The sequence below is a fragment of the Paenibacillus dokdonensis genome, assembly GCF_004916975.1.
Classification (GTDB): Bacteria; Bacillota; Bacilli; order Paenibacillales; family Paenibacillaceae; genus Paenibacillus_AQ; species Paenibacillus_AQ dokdonensis.
In genome coordinates, this window is sequence record NZ_STGQ01000001.1 from 645,672 (window position 1) to 667,818 (window position 22,147).

General features: G+C 47.9%; 21 protein-coding genes. 16 read left to right on the forward strand and 5 right to left on the reverse strand.

Annotated elements, in window-relative coordinates:
* The first annotated feature begins 156 nt into the window (after nt 1-156).
* Genes sufC through sufB form a run of 5 tightly spaced genes read left to right on the forward strand, consistent with a single transcriptional unit; the run spans nt 157 to nt 5,324 of the window.
* On the forward strand, nt 157-939 hold the full coding sequence (gene sufC / locus E6W40_RS03090; RefSeq protein WP_136604139.1) for a Fe-S cluster assembly ATPase SufC: 783 nt from the start codon (nt 157-159) through the stop codon (nt 937-939).
* Between the two features lie 23 nt (nt 940-962).
* A complete protein-coding gene (sufD, locus tag E6W40_RS03095; protein ID WP_136604140.1) occupies nt 963-2,267 on the forward strand; it encodes a Fe-S cluster assembly protein SufD in 1,305 nt (434 codons plus the stop codon).
* Nucleotides 2,264-3,475 carry a cysteine desulfurase gene (locus tag E6W40_RS03100; protein WP_136604141.1) on the forward strand — a complete coding sequence of 404 codons (1,212 nt, stop codon included), beginning with the start codon at nt 2,264-2,266 and terminating at the stop codon, nt 3,473-3,475. Before sufD ends, E6W40_RS03100 begins: the two co-directional genes overlap by 4 nt.
* Complete coding sequence (gene sufU, locus E6W40_RS03105) at nt 3,475-3,909, forward strand: Fe-S cluster assembly sulfur transfer protein SufU (RefSeq protein WP_136604142.1); 435 nt, start codon at nt 3,475-3,477, stop codon at nt 3,907-3,909. The genes E6W40_RS03100 and sufU overlap by 1 nt, the downstream gene beginning before the upstream one ends.
* Nucleotides 3,910-3,926: 17 nt before the next feature.
* Nucleotides 3,927-5,324, forward strand: coding sequence for a Fe-S cluster assembly protein SufB (gene sufB / locus E6W40_RS03110; protein ID WP_136604143.1), 1,398 nt, complete (start codon nt 3,927-3,929; stop codon nt 5,322-5,324).
* A 244-nt stretch (nt 5,325-5,568) separates the two neighbouring features.
* Here the strand turns inward: sufB and E6W40_RS03115 are convergent, their stop codons facing one another.
* Both E6W40_RS03115 and E6W40_RS03120 read right to left on the reverse strand, forming a co-directional pair.
* Entirely contained in the window at nt 5,569-6,618 is a 1,050-nt protein-coding gene (locus tag E6W40_RS03115; RefSeq protein WP_136604144.1) for an HD-GYP domain-containing protein, read from the reverse strand.
* A gap of 93 nt (nt 6,619-6,711) precedes the next feature.
* Nucleotides 6,712-7,434, reverse strand: a complete 723-nt coding sequence (locus E6W40_RS03120; RefSeq protein WP_136604145.1) for a molybdenum cofactor biosynthesis protein MoaE — start codon at nt 7,432-7,434, stop codon at nt 6,712-6,714.
* A 134-nt stretch (nt 7,435-7,568) separates the two neighbouring features.
* On the opposite strand from E6W40_RS03120, the gene E6W40_RS03125 reads away from it, so the two are divergent.
* The 11 genes from E6W40_RS03125 to E6W40_RS03175 all read left to right on the forward strand — a co-directional run bounded on the left by E6W40_RS03125 (nt 7,569) and on the right by E6W40_RS03175 (nt 19,368).
* The gene (locus E6W40_RS03125) at nt 7,569-9,011 is read left to right on the forward strand and encodes a bifunctional metallophosphatase/5'-nucleotidase (RefSeq protein WP_136604146.1); all 1,443 of its coding nucleotides are present in this window, start codon (nt 7,569-7,571) and stop codon (nt 9,009-9,011) included.
* 21 nt (nt 9,012-9,032) lie between these two features.
* A complete protein-coding gene (locus E6W40_RS03130; RefSeq protein WP_136604147.1) occupies nt 9,033-9,860 on the forward strand; it encodes an undecaprenyl-diphosphate phosphatase in 828 nt (275 codons plus the stop codon).
* A gap of 163 nt (nt 9,861-10,023) precedes the next feature.
* On the forward strand, nt 10,024-11,133 hold the full coding sequence (locus E6W40_RS03135; protein WP_136604148.1) for an HD-GYP domain-containing protein: 1,110 nt from the start codon (nt 10,024-10,026) through the stop codon (nt 11,131-11,133).
* 12 nt (nt 11,134-11,145) lie between these two features.
* Complete coding sequence (locus E6W40_RS03140) at nt 11,146-13,377, forward strand: MMPL family transporter (RefSeq protein WP_136604149.1); 2,232 nt, start codon at nt 11,146-11,148, stop codon at nt 13,375-13,377.
* Nucleotides 13,378-13,654: 277 nt separating this feature from the next.
* Nucleotides 13,655-14,767 (forward strand): radical SAM/CxCxxxxC motif protein YfkAB, encoded by a 1,113-nt coding sequence (gene yfkAB / locus E6W40_RS03145; RefSeq protein WP_136604150.1) that lies wholly within the window; start codon nt 13,655-13,657, stop codon nt 14,765-14,767.
* Nucleotides 14,768-14,784: 17 nt separating this feature from the next.
* A complete protein-coding gene (locus E6W40_RS03150; protein WP_136604151.1) occupies nt 14,785-16,140 on the forward strand; it encodes a hemolysin family protein in 1,356 nt (451 codons plus the stop codon).
* 10 nt (nt 16,141-16,150) lie between these two features.
* Nucleotides 16,151-17,182: a sporulation integral membrane protein YtvI gene (ytvI, locus tag E6W40_RS03155; RefSeq protein ID WP_136604152.1), complete on the forward strand. Its 1,032-nt coding sequence runs from the start codon at nt 16,151-16,153 to the stop codon at nt 17,180-17,182.
* A gap of 233 nt (nt 17,183-17,415) precedes the next feature.
* The gene (locus tag E6W40_RS29890) at nt 17,416-17,580 is read left to right on the forward strand and encodes a spore coat associated protein CotJA (protein ID WP_246073047.1); all 165 of its coding nucleotides are present in this window, start codon (nt 17,416-17,418) and stop codon (nt 17,578-17,580) included.
* Between the two features lie 41 nt (nt 17,581-17,621).
* Nucleotides 17,622-17,903, forward strand: a complete 282-nt coding sequence (locus tag E6W40_RS03165; protein ID WP_136606807.1) for a spore coat protein CotJB — start codon at nt 17,622-17,624, stop codon at nt 17,901-17,903.
* A 35-nt stretch (nt 17,904-17,938) separates the two neighbouring features.
* A complete protein-coding gene (locus E6W40_RS03170) occupies nt 17,939-18,508 on the forward strand; it encodes a manganese catalase family protein (RefSeq protein WP_136604153.1) in 570 nt (189 codons plus the stop codon).
* A gap of 158 nt (nt 18,509-18,666) precedes the next feature.
* Nucleotides 18,667-19,368, forward strand: a complete 702-nt coding sequence (locus tag E6W40_RS03175; RefSeq protein WP_136604154.1) for an HAD family hydrolase — start codon at nt 18,667-18,669, stop codon at nt 19,366-19,368.
* Nucleotides 19,369-19,409: 41 nt separating this feature from the next.
* On the opposite strand, the gene E6W40_RS03180 is transcribed toward E6W40_RS03175, so the two are convergent.
* From E6W40_RS03180 to E6W40_RS03190, 3 genes are read right to left on the reverse strand one after another with little or no spacing between them, the layout of a single operon-like run.
* Entirely contained in the window at nt 19,410-20,534 is a 1,125-nt protein-coding gene (locus tag E6W40_RS03180) for a YheC/YheD family endospore coat-associated protein (RefSeq protein WP_136604155.1), read from the reverse strand.
* Complete coding sequence (locus E6W40_RS03185) at nt 20,516-21,040, reverse strand: hypothetical protein (protein WP_136604156.1); 525 nt, start codon at nt 21,038-21,040, stop codon at nt 20,516-20,518. Before E6W40_RS03185 ends, E6W40_RS03180 begins: the two co-directional genes overlap by 19 nt.
* A 32-nt stretch (nt 21,041-21,072) precedes the next feature.
* The gene (locus tag E6W40_RS03190; RefSeq protein ID WP_136606808.1) at nt 21,073-22,125 is read right to left on the reverse strand and encodes a YheC/YheD family endospore coat-associated protein; all 1,053 of its coding nucleotides are present in this window, start codon (nt 22,123-22,125) and stop codon (nt 21,073-21,075) included.
* Nucleotides 22,126-22,147 lie beyond the last annotated feature (22 nt).

A 22,147-nucleotide genomic window follows, 5' to 3' on the forward strand; every position in this document is an offset into this window, starting at 1 on the left:
AGCCTGACTTTAATATAGAATTAGTGATAATCAATGAGAATCAATTTAGATTTATTTTAAATTGATAATTATAATTGCTTGAAATCAGGGTAGGTCATCCCTGTTTAAATAGACTTTCTGATTTCGGTAAAACAAAAAACGGAGGGAATAACGTATATGGCTACTCACTTTACCATTGAAGGACTTAAGGCGGAAATTGAAGGCAAAGAAATTCTCAAAGGAATTAATTTGGAGATGAAAGGCGGAGAAATCCACGCCATCATGGGGCCAAACGGTACCGGTAAAAGTACCCTCGCTTCTGCGCTTATGGGTCATCCAAAATATGAAGTAACTGAAGGCAGTGTTACGTTGAACGGAGAAGACGTTCTGGAAATGGCTGTCGACGAGCGCGCTCGCGCAGGCCTATTCCTCGCTATGCAGTACCCAAGCGAGATCACGGGCGTAACAAACTCTGACTTTATGCGTAGCGCCATCAACGCCCGCCGCGAAGAAGGACAGGAAATCTCCTTGATTCGTTTTATCCGTCAAATGGAAACTAAAATGAAAGAACTCGACATGAATCCCGAATTTGCACACCGTTATTTGAACGAGGGCTTCTCCGGCGGTGAGAAAAAACGGAATGAAATTTTGCAAATGATGATGATTGAGCCGAACATCGTAGTATTGGATGAAATCGACTCCGGTCTGGATATCGATGCTCTCAAAATCGTTGCCAACGGCGTGAACGCAATGCGTAGTGAGGATCGCGGATTCCTTATTATTACCCACTATCAGCGCCTGCTTAACTACGTTAAACCGGACTTTGTCCATGTGATGATGCAGGGCCGTATCGTTAAATCCGGTGGTCCTGAGCTTGCTGAACGTCTGGAAGCAGAAGGCTATGACTGGGTTAAGGAAGAACTTGGCATTGAAGACGAGACTGTAGGTCAAGAAGCGTAAAAAAACGGAAGGAGGAAAACATTATGACAACACAAACCATTCTTCCGGTCAACGCTGAAGGCTTGAGTCAATTGTCCAAACAAAGACAAGAACCAACCTGGCTTACGGAAAATCGTCTCAAAGCATTGGAGCTTGCGGCAAGTCTTGAACTGCCTAAGCTCGAGAAAATGAGAATTGAGCGTTGGGATATCCAAAATTACGGAAGCTCCAAGGAGAGTGGAAGTATTTCATCCCTGGCGGAGGTTCCTGCCTCCATTCAAGAACTGGTGAAAGATCAGGAATCCGGAAGCCTGATTATCCAGCGCAACTCTGGTGTAATATACACCAAACTGGCTTCTGAACTGGCTGAGCAGGGTGTGATTTTCACAGATCTGAATACGGCTATAAAAGAGCATGAGGAGCTTGTTAAAGCTCATTTGCATACGGCAGTTACAGCGGATGAGCATTCCGTTGCCGCATTGCATGCCGCACTTTGGAACGGAGGCATTTTCCTCTATATTCCGAAAAACGTAGCAGTATCGATGCCTCTGCAGGCTGTACTGCTGACAGACGACGAAGAGGCGACCTTTGCCCCGCATATCCTTATCGTCGCTGACACGAACAGTTCTGTCACATATGTAGATAACTATGTGTCCGGCGAAAGCACAAAAGCCGTTACCCATAACGGAGCGGTTGAGATTTTTGCTAAGTCCGGTGCGAAGGTACGTTATGCAACCATTCACCAAATGGGAACGAATGTAACGGATCTGAGCTACCGCCGAGCTGTAATCGACAATGATGCATCCATGGAATGGATCGTCGGGGAAATGAACAGCGGCGACACCATGAGTGATACGTATACGATTCTAAAAGGAAACGGTTCGACTTCCGATTCCAAGATTATCGCAGTCGGCTCTGGTTCTCAGAAGCTGAACTACACGACTCGTGCGAATCACTTTGGTAAATCTTCCGAAAGCCAAATGATCACTCGTGCAGTGATGCGTGAAGAAGCAACGGCGATCATCAACGGTATTACGAAGATTGAAAAGGGTGCGACGAAATCCGATGGCCAGCAAACGGAAAAGGTGCTCATGCTGAGCCCTAAAGCTCGTGGTGACGCGAACCCGATTCTGCTCATCGATGAAGATGATGTAAAAGCAGGTCACGCAGCATCGGTTGGTCAGGTCAATCAGGAACAGATTTACTACCTGATGTCCCGTGGTATCTCCCGCGAGGTTGCCGAATCCCTCATTATCTATGGCTTCTTGGCTCCTGTTGTTTCCCAAATCCCGCTGGAGGGCCTCCAAAAGCAACTTCAGGCTGTCATTGAAGGGAAGCTGGGACAATGAACAACGCCATTCGCGAGCAGTTTCCGATTCTGAAGCAGGAGATCAACGGTCATCCTCTGGTGTATCTGGACAGCGCTGCGACTTCGCAGAAGCCGCTGGCCGTGATTGAAGCGCTGCGTCATTATTATGAATATGATAATGCGAACGTGCACCGTGGTGTGCATACGCTCGGCAGCCGTGCTACCGATGCTTATGAGGGCGCACGCGAAAAAGTGGCGAAGTTCATTCATGCCAAGAGTACCAAGGAAATTATTTTTACACGCGGAACAACGACAGCACTGAACATGGTTGCTTCGTCATACGCGCGCTCCGTACTGGCAGAAGGTGATGAAATTGTTCTGACACCAATGGAGCATCATAGTAATCTCATTCCATGGCAGCAGGTGGCAAAAGCCACCGGTGCCGTGCTCAAATATGTTAAACTACAAGAAGACGGTTCGGTTACCTTATCTGAAGTTGAGAAAGTGGTATCGGACAAAACGAAGATTGTATCCATGGCTTACGTTTCCAATGTTATGGGTGTCATCAATCCGGTGAAGGAAGTTGCGGCTCTCGCACACCGGCATAGTGCCGTAATGGTGGTTGACGGAGCTCAAAGCACCCCGCATATGAAGGTAGATATGCAGGATCTGGATTGCGATTTCTATGCTCTTTCAGGTCATAAAATGTGTGGACCTACCGGCATTGGTGTGCTGTACGGCAAAAAAGAGCTGCTAGAATCCATGGAACCTGTGGAATTTGGCGGTGAAATGATTGACGATGTAGGTCTTTACGACTCCACCTGGAAGGAACTTCCTTGGAAGTTTGAGGGCGGTACACCTATTATTGCGGGAGCCGTCGGGCTTGGAGCTGCGATTGATTTTCTCGAAAGCATCGGAATGGATGCCATCGAAGCGCATGAGCATGAACTGGCTTCCTATGCAGTAAGCCGTTTGTCCGAGATTGAGGGACTCCAGCTTTACGGACCGCGTGAGCGTAAAGTGGGCTTGGTGACATTTAATCTGGGTGATGTTCATCCGCATGACGTGGCAACGGTTCTGGATGCCAGCGGCATCGCCATCCGTGCGGGACATCACTGCTGCCAGCCGCTGATGCGCTGGCTGGAGGCAAGTTCAACGGCCCGTGCAAGCTTTTATCTGTATAATACCAAAGAAGATGTGGACCGTCTGATCAGCGCATTAATCCAGACAAAGGAGTATTTTGGCTAATGCAACTTGATGACTTGTACCGGCGCGTGATTATGGATCATTACAAAAATCCACGCAACCGGGGTAAATTCGAAGACGGAACCGTTACAGTGGATCTGAACAATCCGACCTGCGGCGATAAGATTTCGCTGCAGCTCAAGGTGGATAATGGAATCGTACAGGATGCCAAATATACTGGTGAAGGCTGCTCCATCAGCATGTCTTCCGCTTCAATGATGACCGAAGCCATTAAAGGCAAGACGGTTGAGGAAGCACAGGATATGGCTACCCGTTTCTCCTCGCTGATGCAAGGTGAAGACGTCCAATTCGACGATTACGAGGATATTGAAGCTCTGTCCGGAGTTAACAAGTTCCCTGCCCGCATCAAATGCGCCACCTTGGCGTGGAATGCACTGCGGAAAGGAATTGACGAGGATCAGCATAATCATAAATGATAGGGAGGTTCAAACCCATGGCTAAAAAGGCCCCTGATATTGAAGAGTACAAATATGGGTTCCGCGACGAACACAAAGCGGTTTTCCAAACGGGTAAAGGTTTGACCCGTGAAATTGTTACCGAAATTTCCAAAATCAAAAACGAACCGGAATGGATGTTGGATTTCCGTTTGAAATCCCTGGAGCAGTTCGAGAAAATGCCAATGCCTAAATGGGGCGGCGATCTCGACGAGCTGGACTTTAACGATATCCAGTACTACGTAAGACCTTCTGAGAAGCAAGGCAAGACTTGGGAAGAGGTTCCTTCCGAAATCAAAGAAACCTTTGACAAGCTGGGTATTCCGGAAGCGGAGCAGAAGTTCCTCGCTGGTGTATCTGCTCAGTACGAGTCCGAAGTTGTATACCATAATATGCAAAAGGATCTTGAGGACCAAGGCGTTATCTTTACGGATACCGACACGGCGCTCAGAGAGCATCCTGAAATTTTGAGAGAATATTTTGCGACGGTGGTTCCGCCATCCGATAACAAATTTGCAGCTCTGAACAGTGCAGTTTGGTCCGGAGGAAGCTTTATTTATGTTCCTAAAGGCGTGAAATGCGAAATCCCGCTGCAAGCCTATTTCCGGATCAACTCCGAGAACATGGGACAATTCGAACGTACGCTCATCATTGCAGACGAAGGCAGCTTCGTTCACTATGTTGAGGGCTGTACCGCTCCAATTTACAGCACGAACTCGCTGCACAGCGCGGTTGTTGAGATCATTTGTAAAAAGGATGCACGCGTCCGTTATACAACGATCCAGAACTGGGCACCTAACATTTACAATCTTGTGACCAAGCGTGCCGTTGCCGAAGAAAATGCAACCATGGAATGGGTTGACGGTAACATCGGCTCCAAGCTGACCATGAAATATCCTGCGGTGCTGCTCAAAGGACGCGGTGCGAAAGGCATGGTATTGTCGATCGCAGTTGCAGGTAAAGGCCAGCATCAGGATGCCGGTGCGAAAATGATCCACCTGGCACCAGATACAACTTCAACGATCGTATCGAAATCCATCAGTAAGCATGGCGGTAAAGTAACATACCGTGGTCTGGCTTCCTTCGGACGCAACGCGGAAGGCGCGAAAGCCAACATTAAATGCGATACGCTGATTCTGGATAATGAATCCACTTCGGATACCATTCCTTACAACGAGATCAAGAATGACAACATCGTTCTTGAACACGAAGCAACGGTTTCGAAAGTATCTGAGGATCAACTGTTCTACCTCATGAGCCGTGGTTTGAGCGAAGCAGAAGCGACGCAAATGATCGTTATGGGCTTCATCGAGCCGTTCACGAAAGAACTGCCGATGGAATATGCGGTAGAAATGAACCGCTTGATCAAATTCGAAATGGAAGGAAGTATCGGTTAACCTTAGTTTCATTGGGTTTCCGGATTTCCTTCAAGAGCTTAACCTTACGAAATACGTGTCTGTTGCGGCTTATACACTCCGGTGTACATCTCGCACGGACACGTATTTTTTATTCAACAAAAAACGGCCGCCTCCCGGTATTTCTACCGGAAGGCGGTCGTTTCGTGTTTATAATCATACTTATTCACATCACTCAAGCTAGCTGGTCACATCAACCGGGATATGTCATAAGAAAACGATAAAATTATAAAAAGATCTGCTCAATACCAATGTTTGCTTCGGAAGACAGGTCGACAAAACGGTCTTCCGTTTTGACTAATGGACGAAAGAAGTCGGCCGGGTTGGTCATAACAATGGTACCTGTTTCTCCTGTTGAGAGAATAACATGTTTGCCGATGAAATTAGGCAGCATGTGGCGAATAAATGCCTGGGTTGCGTTGGCGCTCAGCTTGCCGAAGCTCATACTGTGCAGTTCACGCATGACTGTGAGCAATTCCTGTTTGGACTGATAAACGCGGTTCATGCTCATTGCGCTGAATACATCGGCTACGGCGGTAATTCGTGAGAATGGATGAATTTCTTTTTTGTCGATTGCATGGGGATATCCGCTGCCATCATCACGTTCATGATGCTGCAGGGCAACCAGTGCAGGGATGGAATCTATTGTGGACGCTCGAATGATGTCATGTCCGTATATCGTATGTCGTTTCATTTCTTCGAACTCTTCTGGGGTAAGCTTGCCTGGTTTGTTTAACAGGCTCCCCGGGATTTGACACTTGCCGATGTCGTGAAGATAACCAGCTCTTCCTGCTTCATAGGCTTCCTCTTTGGAGAATCCGAGCCAGGATGCAATGTAATAGGATAGAATGCCCACTTGCATCGAGTGGTTGTATGTATAATCATCATTCTGATCAATGCAGAGCATGAGAGACACAATGTCCTTATGTTCCTTCAATTGATCGACCAGGGGCTCCATGATATCGTCTACCACGGTTTCATTAAAGCGGCCGGTTGCTAACGCTTCCAAATACATGGACTCGAATCCGTCTACGGCTAGCTCAAGGAGAGGTTTAGTTTTATGTAAAAGCTCATGCTGCTGTGTATGAATCATAGTGATCTCAGGCTGATAAACAGCAGGCTCAATGTCCGCATAGTCCACGCCGTGCTGCATCAGCTTTCTGATCCCTATTTCATTCAGTTCCGTTCCTTTTTGCAAAACGTGAAGACCCAGTTCATTAAAAGTATCGGCCAGCAGCCGATCGCCTGGTTTTAAGTCTGTGACATGCACTTTCAAGCAATACGTCACTCCATTTCTTCAAAATTCGACATCTGTTATCAACTATCATATCAAGAAAAAAATGGATTGACAATGCCAATATTCCCAGAGCTAAAGCCTTACAGTTGGGTCCCACGGCCCCTTTTGATGGCCCTTCCATTCCGAACCATCGTCCCAAATCTCCTTTTTCCAAATCGGGACGGATTGTTTCAGCTTTTCAATGGCATACCGGCTGGCTTCATAGCAATCATCTCGGTGTCCTGTAGAGATCGCAATGATCACGCTGGTCTCCATAATGTCCACCTTGCCGATCCGGTGTGAAATCGCGCATAAGGTGCCGGGCCAGCGGGTATCAATATCTTTACCGATGGCTTCCAATTGGGAGAGCGCCATGGGGATGTAGGCTTCATACTCAAGATGCACTGTGCGCTGCTCACCTGTCATTTCCCGTGTGGTACCAACGAAGGAGAGGGTGGCTCCGTGATTGGGATCCAGCACCTTAGACGTCACGTCATCAACAGATAATGGCTGGTCAGTAATACAGAATCGGCCGTCCTTAGACAGGACATGAACGGATGCTTGTCCGTCACCTCCGGAAACAGGAGGAATAAGGGCGATTTCTGCATTTTCCGTAATAAGGTAGTCCCCTGGAGCATACTCCTGATTTACGGCTACAAAAGAAACGGAGATCTGCGAGGCAGCCTCCGGATAGGATATGGACAACGCTATTTTCAGTTCATCAGCAGTAATTTCAGACTTTGGAACAGAATAGGAAAGAACGGATGTTTGCAAACGTTCTGCAAGACCCGCGAATAATTGAATGCGGAGAAGCATAATTTTTCACCTCGGACATGGATGTTAGTCTCTTCAATATACCATATCCGCCTTGAAAATGTTATGCTTATGCCCTAGAGGCCAGCTTGTGATTTGGCCCAATTGCACCCGGGAAGAAAGGGAGGACTTTAGCAATGCAGGGGAACCAGCCTAAATCTAAATCCATAACCATACTGCATACAAATGATATACACAGCCATTTTGAAAAGGTAAGTTCCATTGCAGCATTTATTGCCAGCGAGCGCGATGCGGAAGGTGAAGGTCCTCTGCTGCTGGTGGATATCGGAGATCACATGGATCGGACGGCTATGGAAACAGAAGGTACGATGGGCGGGGTAAACGTCGATATTATGAATTTGACCGGCTATGACGTGATTACGATAGGCAACAATGAAGGACTGACGCTTACGCCTGAAGATCTGAGCAGTGCCTATGCAGGGCTTCTGGCGCAGGTGGTATGCTGCAATATTATAGAGGAAGCTACTGATGCTCCCCCGCACTGGATGAAGAAACATACGATCATCGAAAAAGGAAATATTAAAATTGGTATCACGGGGGCTACAGCTCCGTTTGCTGCATTTTATGAGCTGCTGGGTCTTAAGGCATTGGAGCCGGAAGCTGCAATCAAACGGGAGGTTGAGGAGCTTCGTCCCCAAGTGGATATTGTGATCGTATTATCTCATCTCGGGCTTGCGACCGATCAACGGCTTGCAGAGCATCTTCAGGGCATTGATGTAATCCTGGGCGGTCATACCCATCATCTGCTTGAAGAGCCGCTTCTGATTGGCAATACGGCGGTTTGCGCAGCAGGTAAGTTTGGCAGCTATGTCGGTAAAATACGGATGGAGCAGCAGGCTGACGGGAGCTTCCGTGTAACGGAGGGGAACTGCGTGCCCGTAGATACAAACATTCTGGATGAAATAGTCAGCGGCGCACTGGAAGGACATCGTATGCATGCCGCTGAGGCGTTGAGCGAGACCGTAGCGGTTACGGACCGAACACTGCCTCTGAGTTATACAGAGGAATCCCCGTTTGGGAACTTGTTGGCGCAGGCTGTAAGGAGATATACGAAGACGGATATCTCGATTGTGAACACGGGACAACTTCTTGGTGAGCTTCCGCAGGGAGGCATTTCAGCTGGAATGCTGCACATGTTGTGTCCGTCACCGATTAATGCCTGTGTCGTTAAGCTGAAAGGGCAGGATATTCGTCATTCCCTTGAGCAAAGTCTGCTCTCCGAATTCTGGAGCCGTGAGATCAGGGGCTTTGGCTTCCGCGGTGAAATCCTGGGAAATCTAGCGGTTGATGGCTTGCAAGTCTTGTATGATGTAGGCCGTATCCCTTATGATAGGATTGTCCAAATTTCATTCATGGGAGAGCCGCTGGAGGACGAACAAGAATACGAGGTTGGAACGCTAGACATGTTTACATTTGGTATTGGCTATGAGCGTATTGCTTTGGGACAAAGTCCCAAGTTTATGCTGCCTGACTTTTTGCGTGATCTGCTGCGCCTTGAGCTCCAGCATCCGGGAAGTCTTGACCAAAGTGAGCAGTGCAGATGGGAGATATCCCATTAAGATTTCCTGGGGGAGGAAGAAATGGATACAATTACGGCGGTCATATTAGGGATAGTGGAGGGAATTACGGAATTCATTCCGGTTTCTTCAACCGGTCATATGATTCTGACATCGAAGCTGCTTGGCTACAATGACCAGGATCCGACCATGAAAACCTTCGAGGTGGTCATTCAGCTAGGCGCGATCCTTGCAATCGCATTGGTATACTGGCGGCGCATACTCGATTTGTTAGGTATCAAAAGGATCAATTCATCACCAAACAGCATCATTCCGGCCAAGCGTCTGAATCTGCTGCATGTCATCATTGGTATCGCACCTGCACTCATTGTTGCGTTTTTCGCCAGAGATTTTATCAAAAGCCTATTCAGTGCAAGCACCGTTATTTGGGCATTGATAGCTGGTGGCGTGTTTATGATCTTTGCGGAATGGTTTAATAAATCTAAAGCTAGAATTACAGCCGAAACCATGGATGAACTGAGCTACAAGCAGGTTTTTCTCATTGGTATATACCAAATTCTTTCCGTACTGTGGCCGGGATTCTCACGCTCAGGATCAACAATTTCCGGCGGAATGCTGTCTGGAGCAAGCTACAAGGCATCGGCGGATTTTTCATTTCTGATTGCTATTCCAATTATGGTTGCAGCTTCAGGATATGAGATGCTGGATTCATATAAAAACTTGACCAGTGATACGCTGGGGTTGTTTGCCATCGGATTCATTTTGGCTTTCGTCGTTGCTTATATTGTCGTGATTGTATTCATGAAATTGATCCAAAAAATAAGGCTTACCCATTTTGCAGTGTACCGGTTCATTTTGGCCATTGTTTTTTGGCTCTTCATTATGCGGTAATTCCGATTTTTGCCTGGCCAAGGAAGGTTAGCTCGGAATAACGGTGTTGGCATCTGAACATCAATTATACAATGTGGTATAGGTTTAAAAGTATACAGATTAAAGCGAATAACGGCGCCTTGGCCGCCTATAGTCCGTTATTCAGGGCAGGAGAGGATATGCTTTGCGTTTGGTACCCGTTCGTAAGCTTCAGGAAGGAATGAGGATCGGCAAAAAGATATATAGTGACGAAGGAGTCATTCTTTTGGCCGATGGTGTTGTGTTGACAGCTCCGCTGATCCGACGGCTCATTGAGCTGGATATCGGCTATATTTATATAGAAGACGGTTTGACAGAAGGTATACATATTCCGGAAATGCTTCAAGAAGAAACACGCCGCAATGCCCTGCAGAATATTCGCAAGAATTTTCAGCGCCTGTCTGAAACTTCAAAGATGACAAAGGGGTATTTTCATCTGGGAAAAGATTTTAGCAAAGTGATGGAATCCATCCTGAGTGATGTCAGCTCCCAGGAGGAATCCATGATTTTGCTAATGGATATGAATACAGCGGATCAATATTTGTATAAACATTCCCTGAATGTATGCGTGTATACGCTCGTTCTCGGCATAGCCAACGGATATACGGAGGTGCAACTGATGGTGCTTGGACTCGGGGCACTTCTGCATGATATCGGAAAAACGCAAATCCCGCAGCGTGTACTGGTCAAGCCGCAGAAGCTGACAGATGAAGAGTTTCGGATGATACAGGCCCATACGGATATCGGCTATAAGATATTAAAGGATGAGCCGAACATCCCTCTTCTTGCTGCGCACTGTGCTTTTCAGCATCATGAACGTCTGAACGGGAGCGGATATCCGCGTGGAATTCAGGGGGATGACATCCATGAGTACGCGCAGTGGGTGGCTCTCGCGGATTCCTATGATGCCATGACCTCACATCGTGTATACAGACCCGCTATGCTGCCGCATCAGGCCGTAGAGGTTCTGTATGCGGGTTCAGGTACTTTGTACGAACAAACAAAGCTGGAGCTGTTCCGGGACAGGGTAGTTATTTATCCGCCGGGATTGACCGTAAAATTAAGCACAGGCGAAACAGGCGTTGTATCCAGAATCCATCGGAGTACGCCGCATCGTCCTGTCATTCGAATCTTTGGCGATGCGGAAGGTCAAACTTTGCATACGCCTTATGAAATGGACCTGGCTCGCTCGCTGTCTGTCATTATTACAGAAGTGGATGCAGCGGATGCACAGCCCATTTCCTTGGAGCACTAAGGAGGCAGATCCATGAAGGAGCGACAGATCAAAGCACCGATTCGGCAGTGGGGCAGCATTATTTTCCGCTACCGCTGGGCTGTCGTTTTTGCATGGGTCTTTTTGATTTGCTTTCTCGGCTTTTTTGCCGTTCGTACGCCTTCCTTGCTTCAAGACAGCGGCTTTACACCCACCGGAAGTTCTTCTGAACGCGGTATTGTTTTTCTGGAGGAAAAGCTGGGGATGTCGGCTGCTTCATTGGATATCGTGATGGAAAGCACATCCGGTGAAAATCTGACCACTTCCGAAGCACAGGCGAAAATATGGGAAGAGCTTGCTCCATTACGCGGTCAACTGTTCGTTCAGGATATGTATGCAAGTATCGTCTCCAGGCGTACGGGTGAAGACGCTGTTACAGCTTTTACCGTACTGCTCAATGAGACATCAAATGAAGCTTTAGGTCATTTTGAAGAGATTAAAGCAGCTGTACCGCAGATAAAGGGGACCCATACATATATTACCGGCAATCTTGCCGTGTATCACGATATGAGCAGCGCAGTCAGGCATGATATTGTCCGGGCCGAGTCCTTCGGGATTCCGGCAGCTCTTCTGATTCTGCTGCTCTTGTTCGGCACGCTTCCCGCTGCGCTCCTGCCCATCGCGGTCGGACTTGGAAGTGTTGCCGTGACGATGGGCAGCCTTTATTTTGTGGCGGCCCAAGACGTACCGCTCAGCAACTTCCTGCCGAACATGGTGACTATGCTTGGACTTGCTGTAGGTATTGATTATGCATTGTTTATGGTGAGCCGTTTCCGGGAGGAACTGAAAAACAGGACGGTAGTGGATGCGCTGAATACGTCATGCAAGACTGCCGGCAGATCCTTGATGTATTCCGGCGGGGCTGTTATGGCCGGCCTGCTCGCACTGAATTTCATCCAGCTCCCTGTCTTCCGTTCTCTTGCTTTGGGGGGGATGCTGGTTGTGCTTGCATCAGTGCTGGCTGCAAGCACACTTCTACCAGCGCTGCTTGGCATCCTAGGATACAGGATATTTGCCTGGCCGGTCAGATTTCGGAAAAAGAAGGAACATAACCGTGTCAGCAGTCAGGCCTGGATCCGGATTTCAGAGCTCATTATGGCGCGCCCGGTCGTAGTCGCCACCGTGGTTACGGTTGCCCTGTTGGCAGCTATACTACCAGCGCTGCATATGAAACTGGGGATTCCTTCAGCAGAGGTGCTTCCGCCGTCGTATGAATCCCGGTATGGTGCAGAACTGATGAAAAAGGCCTACGATATGAAAGAAGCTAACGCGATCACGGTCGCTGTCGAATTGAATCAGGATTATAAGGAGCCGGAGTCTATCTGGCAGATGAAATTATATATGTCCAAGCTCAGAGAACTCTCCGGGGTCCACCGAGTTGAAAGCTACGCCAGCTTCCTCAAGGAAGATTCCGATGTCATGAGCACCCAGCTGCAGAGCGAGATAGAGAAGCGTCATGCTGCCAGGGGGAATGCTGCGGTTATTGCCGTTGTGCCGGAGGGCGGCGAAACGGATCCGGCTACGGTGAAGCTGGTGCAAGAGCTTCGGCAGCATCCACCGGGAGAAATGAGTATCTATGTAACCGGTCCCCCGGCTTATAAGCTGGATATTATGGATAGAATCCAAAGCGGAATTCCTTATGTACTTATCACTGTTCTGCTGCTGACCTATATCATTCTTTTTGCTGCTTTCCGGTCGGTTCTGCTGCCGCTGAAGGCGGTTGTGATGAACTTGCTGAGCCTTGGAGCCAGCTTCGGACTGGTTACACTTGTTTTTCAGCGAGGGTATGGGGCTGACTGGCTTCAAGTCAGTTACACCGGCAGCGTGTTTGCCGTATTACCCGTTCTCATTTTCTGTGTGGTATTTGGAATTTCGATGGATTACGAAGTGATGATGCTGTCACGGATTGCGGAGGCATACAGTAAGGAAAGGAATAATGAACGGAGCACAGCCATAGGATTGCAGAGAACCGGGGGGATGATCACCGGGGCGGCCCTTATACTAGCTGTTGTTGCAGGTGCGTTCATGTTTACGGACAATGAATTAATGAAAGCACTGGGGCTTGGTCTAACCGCCTCTGTTCTGATTGATGTGACAATCGTCCGGATTCTGCTGGTGCCTGCTTTGATGAAGCTTTTAGGCAAAGCCAACTGGTGGCTTCCTGGCTGGCTGTCCTTTTTTGAGAGGTCCGAGCACGAAGTCGTGCAGGGAGACTCTGATCGATAAGGGAAGCAGGCGGAGAGTTTTTGTTCACTTCATGGTATGATAAAAGGAAGCGTATCTGCCGAATTGTGTTTCCAAACCGGAACACGTCTGGAGAAACAGTCTGCAATAATTGCCTGCTTGGATGAATCAATTTCATAACTCACTCAAACGATAAATTTGAAACTATATATATACCAATAAAACCGTTTGGATCTATATATAGCCTTGATTGAAGCTGCTTAAGGTATTATGAAATTGATTCGGATGGGTTAAATAAAGAAATAAGGTGAGGAATAGAATGAATACTGTAAAACTGTCGCCTATCAATGATCCTTGGGATCCTATTGTTTCGCTCCGAGCATATGGACGTCATGTGCTGACGAGTGTGGAAATGACAGTCACTCATTTATGCAACATGCGTTGTGAGCATTGCGCCGTAGGAGATATGCTCGTTATGAAGGAAGCGGATTTTTTGCCGCTTGATCTGATGCTGAAAAAATTGGATGAGGTTGAGCATTTACAAACGATCAGTCTGACAGGGGGCGAGCCGTCCTTCCGCGAAAAGACTGTGAATGAGGTCATTGTGCCTCTGCTCCGCTACGCCAAAGAACGCGGCGTTCGGACGCAGATTAATTCCAATCTGACTCTGGATATTAGCCGGTACGAGAAGATGCTTCCGTATCTGGATGTGATGCATATTTCATTCAATTATTTAAATGGCGACGATTTCCATGAGGTGGGCTTTGCCAACAGCAATCATCCAGTTCCGAAGGAAACGGCTTACCGTATGTACGATAAAATGATGGAGAATTCCGTCAAACTCAGCGAAGCGGGGATGTTTATTTCAGCCGAGTCGATGATTAATTATCGTACGCATACAAAGCTGGCTGGAATTCACAAACTAATACAGGAAATGGGCTGCAAGCGTCATGAAGTTCATCCGATGTATGCTTCCAATTTTGCTAGCACCCTGCCGGTGCTTTCACTGGAGGAAACTCGGAAGGCTATTGATTCTTTGCTGGACGTCCGTGACCCGGAGATGTGGATGCTGTTTGGAACCCTGCCGTTTTTTGCGTGCAGCAGTAATCCCGATGAAATGAAGCTTATCCGCCGTCTAGCGTCGGAGCCGAATGTAACCGTCCGGAATGATCCGGATGGGCGCAACCGTGTCAATGTCAACTTGTTTTCCGGAGATATATATGTGACCGACTTTTCAGATGTTCCTCCATTCGGAAATATTCAGACCAGTCGGCTTGATGATATTTTCAATGCTTGGCAAATGGATCATCCGCTGAACAAAACGATCAACTGCCATTGTGATGCGGCAGGATGCTGCGGACCGAATTTACTGGTGAAGGACATGTATTATAAGAATACGGATTTTAGCATAAGGCAAGCTAACATATTATAAGAAATGGGGCGTTTCATTTGGACGGGGAGTTAGAAATAGGCAAGCTATTATACAACCTTTTCCTGGTTTTGCTGCTTGTATTCTTTAACGGAGTATTTGTCGCGGCGGAGTTCTCGCTTGTAAAGATGCGCCAGTCCAGGCTGACGCAGCTGGTGAGCGAAGGCAACCGCATGGCAACTTATGCTTTAAAAGTAAACAATAAGCTGGATGCCTATTTATCCGCTACCCAATTTGGGATTACGCTGGCATCCCTGGGACTGGGCTGGATTGGCGAGCCTGCCATATCGCATCTCCTGGTACAGCCGCTCATGTATAAAGCAGGGATTACGGACCGCACGTTGATTGCAACGGTGTCCGTTATTATCGGATTCTGTATTATTACCTTTCTACATATCGTTCTTGGAGAGCTTGCACCAAAGTCTCTGGCGATTCAGAAAACAGAAGGGGCAGCGCTGCTTTTATCCGCTCCGTTGATGCTTTTCTATAAAATATTTTTCCCGTTCATTTGGCTGCTTAACGCATCCGCTAATGTGATTTTGCGGTTATTCGGCGTACAGCCGGCAACGGAATCAGAAGCTGCGCATTCTGAAGAGGAAATCCGCATATTAATGAATCAGAGTGCCAAAAGCGGAGTGATCGACAAGGATGAGATGAAGTTGATGGACAACATCTTTGAATTCTCCGATCTGCTGGCGCGCGAAATCATGCTGCCCCGTACGGATATGGACTGCCTGTACACGAACAATACGCTTGAAGAGAATCTCAGAATCATCAATGAAACGAAGCATTCCCGCTATCCTATTGCCGTGGAGGACAAGGATCAGATACTCGGATTTGTGCATATTACTGATTTTTTACTTGCAGATGAAGAGCATCAGAAAGAACTCACTTCGCTCGTACGGCCGATCCTGAATGTACCCGAGTCAATGGAGATCAGCCATGTACTCCGTCTGATGCAGAAGAAGCATGCCCAGCTGACACTGGTTGTGGATGAGTACGGAGGTACTGCTGGGATACTGACCGCTGAAGAAATTCTGGAAGAGATCGTAGGCGAGTTGTATGACGAATTTGAAGATGAGCGGCCTGATGTAGAGATTCAGGAGGACTTCATCTCCGTCGACGGACGTATGCTGATTGAAGATGTGAACGATCTGACAGGCGTTATTATCGAGGATGATGAAGTGGACTCCATCGGCGGCTGGCTGTTCAAGGAATTGCAAGGCAATCCGGTTAAGGGCATGATGATTCAAATGAATAATTTTATTTTTGAGGTCGAAGAATCTACGAGACTCCGGATTACCCGGGTCAACATCCATCGCGTTGCCGCAGCCGACACAACAAGCGAAGGAGAAGGGGCGGACAACGAGGATTAAGAGGTGATTAATGTCAGGGAAACAGCTGCTTCTCATCGGAATCGGGCTTTTACTGCTGTATATTCTGTTTACGGCGGGAGCACCGTTTCTGCTGGCTGCCCTGGTTGCCATTTCACTGGAGCCTATTCATGGCATGATAATGTCCAAATTGAAATGGAACCGGGTTGCGGCCGCTTCCTTCACATGTACCTTGTTTCTGCTTCTGGTTCTGCTTCTGGTGTACATGCTGGGACTGCAGGTATTTGGTCAGCTTGTGGATTACTGGAAGAACGCCCCTTCGTATTTTGCGGCTGCCAACGAATTTACGCAGAATACCATGATACAAGCCCGGGGGTGGCTTGACCGCATTCAACCTGATCTGGCTGAAAGTCTAAGAGTCTTTCTTTCGAATGTTACGCAGTACGCGGAGTCTTTTGCGAACACATTATCCTCCACGTTCTTGAATTTTGCAAAAGGTATTCCCGGTACTTTCGTGTTTTTCGTCGTATTCTTTGTCGCAGTGTACTTATTCAGCTATGGTCTGCCCACGCTTCGCTCAGGACTGCTATCCCTGTTTGAAGAGGAGATGCAAGGGCAGATTCAGCAGGTACTGCAGAGCTTGAAAAGATCGATTTTCGGTTTTATACAGGCCCAGATGATACTCAGTGCCTTCACGTATGTCGTCACGTTGACAGGTCTGCTCATTCTAAACATTCATTACCCGCTTGCGATCGCCATGCTGATCATGTTCGTGGATATTTTGCCAATACTTGGCGTTGGCTCTGTCCTCATTCCATGGGCTGTCTATTTGTTTATTGTAGGGGACTCCTATACAGGCTTCGGGCTGTCGCTTCTCTTTATTGTCATTACTGTGGCAAGGCGGGTTATCGAACCGAAGGTAATAGGCGATTCCGTCGGGATCGGAGCGCTTTCAGCGCTGGTAAGCATGTACATTGGCTTTAAATTGGTCGGGGTGATTGGTGTATTCATCGGCCCCCTGGTGGTTATTATCTATTCGGCTGTCCGCAAAGCTGGATTATTTCAGATCAAAATCAAGTTATAGGATAAAGAACTCCCTGGACAAGTTTCGGCTTGTTTCGAGGGAGTTCTTTGTTTTTTTCGTAAATTTTTGTTCAGTTTCCACGAATGCCTCATATGTTAGTTACGAAGAGACTGATGGCTTTTTCGTGTCATCGGCCTGATACCTTGATACAGAAGGAGGAGCCTTTGGTGAATGTGAACAACCAGGTGCGAGTCTATAAGCCCTTCATAGGGCCGTTTGATCCATGTCCGCCAATGCTTTACAGAACATATGTCATTCCGCCAAACCAATATATCACATTTCAACCACTGGATTGGCCGCAGTTCAGTCTGCAGGAAGCTTTAACTAGAGGGACGCTGTGGCCTAACTTGTACAGCCCATACAGTCCGAACCGGAGCGTACAGGAGGGGGAAGCCTGATGTCGGAAAATCTGAATCCTGAACATGTAAGTCCGGCAAATATGAAACCGGAAACGCAAAAGGGTGCAGCGATCGATCAGCGGTATTATGAGCTTTTGGAAAAGATCCAGGTCGTTGATTTTGCTTTGGTCGAGCTGAACCTGTATCTGGACACCCATCCGGATGATTTGAAAAGCGTTGAACAGTATAACCGGCTTGCCCAGGAACGTATTCCGCTCGTCAGACAATTTCAGGAGCTGTACGGACCATTGATGAATTTTGGGCATGCCTATTCCAGGTTTCCGTTTGAATGGCCGCAAGCACCTTGGCCATGGCAGGTATAACGAGACTTTATTCTTAAAGGAGGCTGTCCAAACTCATGTGGGTGTATGAGAAGAAGCTGCAGTATCCGGTTCGTGTCAGCAAATGCGATCCGACAATGGCGAAATATTTGCTCGAGCAGTATGGAGGCGCTGATGGTGAATTGGCAGCGGCCCTGCGCTATTTAAATCAGCGCTACACCATTCCTGATAAAGTTATTGGCGTATTGAACGATATTGGCACCGAAGAATTCGCCCACTTGGAAATGATTGCGACGATGGTCTATAAATTGACGAAGGATGCCACCGTCGAGCAACTTGAATGCGCTGGCCTTGGCGCCCATTATGCCGCTCATGACAAGGCCCTTTTCTATAATAATGCTTCTGGAGTGCCATTTACAGCAGCTTATATCCAAGCTAAAGGTGATCCGCTTGCGGACCTGTATGAAGATATTGCAGCGGAGGAGAAGGCTCGGGCTACATATCAATGGCTGATCGATATGACGGATGATGTAGATCTGCAGGACAGCTTGAAGTTTCTGCGCGAGCGTGAGATTGTTCATGCAACCCGTTTCAGGGAAGCGGTGGAGATCATTAAGGATGATCGTACTCAGAAGAGAATCTTCTGAACAAATGAAAAAAAGGCTTGGGTAGAATAAGGCGTTCCTGCCACAGGGCGCCTGTTTGTTTGGTTTACAACCGGGTAGGGCTTCCCTTATGATAGGCTATAAGCAAGGCGCCAGACCGTATGCGCACACCGAAGTGACAGAAGGGACGATGCTAATTGATGAGTAACCCAAGTAAACTGACCAGGCCTGAGGCAATGATTTTTGATATGGATGGAACATTATTTCAAACTGAATCCGTACTTCTGCCTGCATACCACAAGCTGTTCGACACGCTGCGAAGTGAAGGCTTGTATACGTCGCCAACACCTCCGGAAGAACGGATGCTGGGCAGCCTAGGTATGCTTCTGGAAGATATATGGAAGGTTGTTATGCCAGATGGCAGTGTACAAGCCCATAACCGGGCCAATGAACTGCTGCTTCAGCTTGAACTGGAGGGATTGGCCGGCGGTGAGACGTTGCTGTATCCGGAAGTCAAGGCAACGCTGGAAGCATTGCATAAGCAAGGTGTAAAGCTGTATGTTGCGAGCAACGGATTGGAGCATTATATCAGCGGTATCGTGGATACACATGAACTGGCTAATCTTTTTGATGGACTGTACAGCGCAGGCAAGCAAGGCACGCTTTCCAAAGTGGATTTGGTGAAAATACTGCTTGAGCAGGAACAGGTTCATTCCGCATGGATGGTGGGAGACCGCTCTTCGGACGTGGAAGCCGGAAAGAAAAATGATCTCGGTGTAATTGGCTGCGCTTATGCCGGATTTGGTAATCATGACGAGCTAAAGGGATCGGATGTACGGATATCCTCTTTCTCGGAGCTTCTGAAACTGTATGATGAAGCCGAAGCGGTATCGATTACATAATGATTTTGAATACAAATGAAAGAAGCCAACAGGCCGCAGGTTTACTGCGGTTTGTTGGTTTTTTTAGATTCCTCTCTTTGCCCATACAGCCAAACGGCATACTCCAGCGGTCTCACTATGGCCTGTCGGTACATGTCGGCATCACCGATTTGCGAAAAAACTTCCCTTGCGGGTTTGGGATTTACCTCCAGAAGGTAAATATGCCCTTTTTTGTTTATCGCCAAATCCAGAGCCAGTTCACATAATGCGCCGTATTGTCCTTCCAGAAAAGCAGCTACCCCGAGGCCCAGCTTCTCTGCACGCTTCTCGACCTTTTGACGGTTCTCCGCATCTTCTATCCATTTATCCAGTATGGAATTCATGGTTACCGCATGCCCACCTCCATGCAAATTTGAGGTAATGCTTCGCGGAGCTCCCACTCTGCCGGCTATGCCGGTGAGCTGCCAGATGCCTTCTTTGTTTTTCTGCACCAGCATGCGGTAATCATGGACGCGGCCGTCCGGAAGGTCAATAGGGATGCCCTCTTGCACCAGATAACGGTCTTTCATATTCCAGCTCTGTAAAACGGCCCCCAGACGGGAAGCGTGTATTTTCTGAGGTGCAATGATTTTCCGCTGCTGGTTTCTCCCTTGAATATAGTATTGGGAGTTCTCCCTCAACCGCTCTATCCGTAAAATCCCGCGACCACCAGTTCCATTAATCGGCTTTAAGAAGATAACCGGCCTTCTCTTCAGCATTTGATGTGCATCAGTAAGTCCATGATACAGATGTGTCTCCGGAAGATACTTTTTGAATTCGGGCTTACGTGAAAGCACCTCATATATCGTCCATTTGTTTCGCAGCGGCCGGTTTAAAAATAATAGATGGCTGTAGCGGCGCCGGAATTGGAGGAGCTGCGTGAACCGGTACCCCTTCTGGATGCGGCAGCGGTCATAAATCATATGAGGGAAGCTGCGCCAGCTTCGCCCCCAAGTACCCTTTTTGGTATCATACTCCAGTGCGTAGATCTTTTGTTTGCTCTCATTGACGTCCATTGGTGTAAAAACGAATACATCCAATCCCACTTTACGGCCTTCAATGATCATTTTTTGGTAAACGGGCTTTTCCTCAAGATGTTTCTGCTCATTCATGTAAAGCGTCAAGATACCTAAGACGGGAATCGGCACAACGTTTCACCTTCTTTAATCGGGGCCGCCTGAAGGCGAACCGTATTGTTCGAATCTCCTTCAAGTTTCAGGAGAGTTCTTCCTGATGGATCTTTTGTCAGAGAGGAGGCGGTAAGTCCTGCGCGGAAGCAAAGGTTCAGGAAGGGAAGCTGATTTAGACCTGCATGGCATTGCATTTTCCCAAGCAGGGCAAGCTGCTTGGATAAAAGGGAGTAGCCGATTCCTTTCCATCGATAAAGCGGATGAACAGCGATCAGAAAGGCTTCTTCACCATAATCTTGAATAAAAGATGCGCCTATCAAAACAGGGCCAGTCTCCCCGCGTACGGTTGCCGTAAGCAAGGAGGTGCCGGGCTGCAGCAAGGTATATTCGTTTGCTTGAGCTAGCTTGATATAATCTTTACCTAACGTCTGCTTTCCACCATACTCGAACAGGAACCGCATCACTTGGGCGTGCTTGCGGCTCCATTCTTTACGGGGAAAGGAGAGCAGGGATGCAACTTGCATGTTTAAAATCACTTCCTTTGACATGACGACTTCTAGTGGCTCGCGAGGTATTGGCAGTATTGGAAAATACGTTCGAGCGATTTTTGACGGATATGGGGCTCATCGAATTTCATAGGCTTGGCGTTCGCCTCAAAAAACCATATGCTGCCTGCAGCATCCATCCCAAGATCCATGGACATTTCACCATGAGCGTAGCCGGATGCCTTCTCGATCTGTCTGGCGATGACAACGGCAGTCGTTTTCACCCGATTCATGATGCCAGGCGCTTTATCGAAACCATAAACGACTGCGAGCATTCTGTTCGGATCTTCGATTGTGCCTCCCCGCGGGACATGAGTTGTTATACTTTTGGAGCCGGCCATACGTGCGCCTATTCCTGTAACACCCCATTGGCCTTTCTCCGTCTTCTGCAGCAGGACCCGCAAATCAAACGGACGATTGTCAACGGCAGCCAGCTCAATGCCCTGCTGTATTATATAGGGGCTGACCCCGGTTTCGATCTTAATGCGCGCCCATAGACGCTGTATATTCGCTCCTTTGTAGGTGGTGCTGTTTTTATGATGCTGTACCTTCAGACGATAGGGAAGCAGTTTGTCCTTCTGGTATTTCAGCATCATAATACCTTTTCCGGCCTTTCCGCTTTCGGGTTTCAAATAGAGGCAAGGATAGCGTTCGAGCATTTTTTGAAGTCCAGGATCACTGCGGAATCTTTTTGTCTTCGGCACGAGATGCTGGGTTGATTTTGATTTTTTGAGCCATTCAAACAAATGCCATTTATTAAAAAAATAAGGGTTGTAAAATTTGATGGTTGGATGCATCAGACATTCCTTGATTTTGCGGCGTACGGCTGGCTTCTGTTCATCCTCGCGCTGCGGAATACGATTGTAGATGACTTGAGGGAGTGGGAAAAGCTGCTGTTCCCACTCGTCATTTGCATTCAGCGTAAATCCCTTGATTTTCTCTCCGTTTAGCTTGAGATCCCTGAGAGTCACGACATAGACAGGAAATCCCATTTCCTGTCCTGTCCTGACGATATCCTGAAAGTTGGCCTGATTTCCCCGGAAAAAGCCGGGCCCGCCCGGCATGGTTAAGATTGCGACGACGGGC

Bases quoted from the DNA above. Each gene is read 5' to 3' on its own strand.
- sufC (WP_136604139.1), top strand. From the start codon at position 157: ATGGCTACTCACTTTACCATTGAAGGACTTAAGGCGGAAATTGAAGGC.
- sufD (WP_136604140.1), top strand. From the start codon at position 963: ATGACAACACAAACCATTCTTCCGGTCAACGCTGAAGGCTTGAGTCAA.
- E6W40_RS03100 (WP_136604141.1), top strand. From the start codon at position 2,264: ATGAACAACGCCATTCGCGAGCAGTTTCCGATTCTGAAGCAGGAGATC.
- sufU (WP_136604142.1), top strand. From the start codon at position 3,475: ATGCAACTTGATGACTTGTACCGGCGCGTGATTATGGATCATTACAAA.
- sufB (WP_136604143.1), top strand. From the start codon at position 3,927: ATGGCTAAAAAGGCCCCTGATATTGAAGAGTACAAATATGGGTTCCGC.
- E6W40_RS03120 (WP_136604145.1), bottom strand. From the start codon at position 7,434: ATGCTTCTCCGCATTCAATTATTCGCGGGTCTTGCAGAACGTTTGCAA.
- E6W40_RS03125 (WP_136604146.1), top strand. From the start codon at position 7,569: ATGCAGGGGAACCAGCCTAAATCTAAATCCATAACCATACTGCATACA.
- E6W40_RS03130 (WP_136604147.1), top strand. From the start codon at position 9,033: ATGGATACAATTACGGCGGTCATATTAGGGATAGTGGAGGGAATTACG.
- E6W40_RS03140 (WP_136604149.1), top strand. From the start codon at position 11,146: ATGAAGGAGCGACAGATCAAAGCACCGATTCGGCAGTGGGGCAGCATT.
- yfkAB (WP_136604150.1), top strand. From the start codon at position 13,655: ATGAATACTGTAAAACTGTCGCCTATCAATGATCCTTGGGATCCTATT.
- ytvI (WP_136604152.1), top strand. From the start codon at position 16,151: ATGTCAGGGAAACAGCTGCTTCTCATCGGAATCGGGCTTTTACTGCTG.
- E6W40_RS29890 (WP_246073047.1), top strand. From the start codon at position 17,416: ATGCTTTACAGAACATATGTCATTCCGCCAAACCAATATATCACATTT.
- E6W40_RS03165 (WP_136606807.1), top strand. From the start codon at position 17,622: ATGAAACCGGAAACGCAAAAGGGTGCAGCGATCGATCAGCGGTATTAT.
- E6W40_RS03170 (WP_136604153.1), top strand. From the start codon at position 17,939: ATGTGGGTGTATGAGAAGAAGCTGCAGTATCCGGTTCGTGTCAGCAAA.
- E6W40_RS03175 (WP_136604154.1), top strand. From the start codon at position 18,667: ATGAGTAACCCAAGTAAACTGACCAGGCCTGAGGCAATGATTTTTGAT.
- E6W40_RS03185 (WP_136604156.1), bottom strand. From the start codon at position 21,040: ATGCAAGTTGCATCCCTGCTCTCCTTTCCCCGTAAAGAATGGAGCCGC.
- E6W40_RS03190 (WP_136606808.1), bottom strand. From the start codon at position 22,125: ATGCCGGGCGGGCCCGGCTTTTTCCGGGGAAATCAGGCCAACTTTCAG.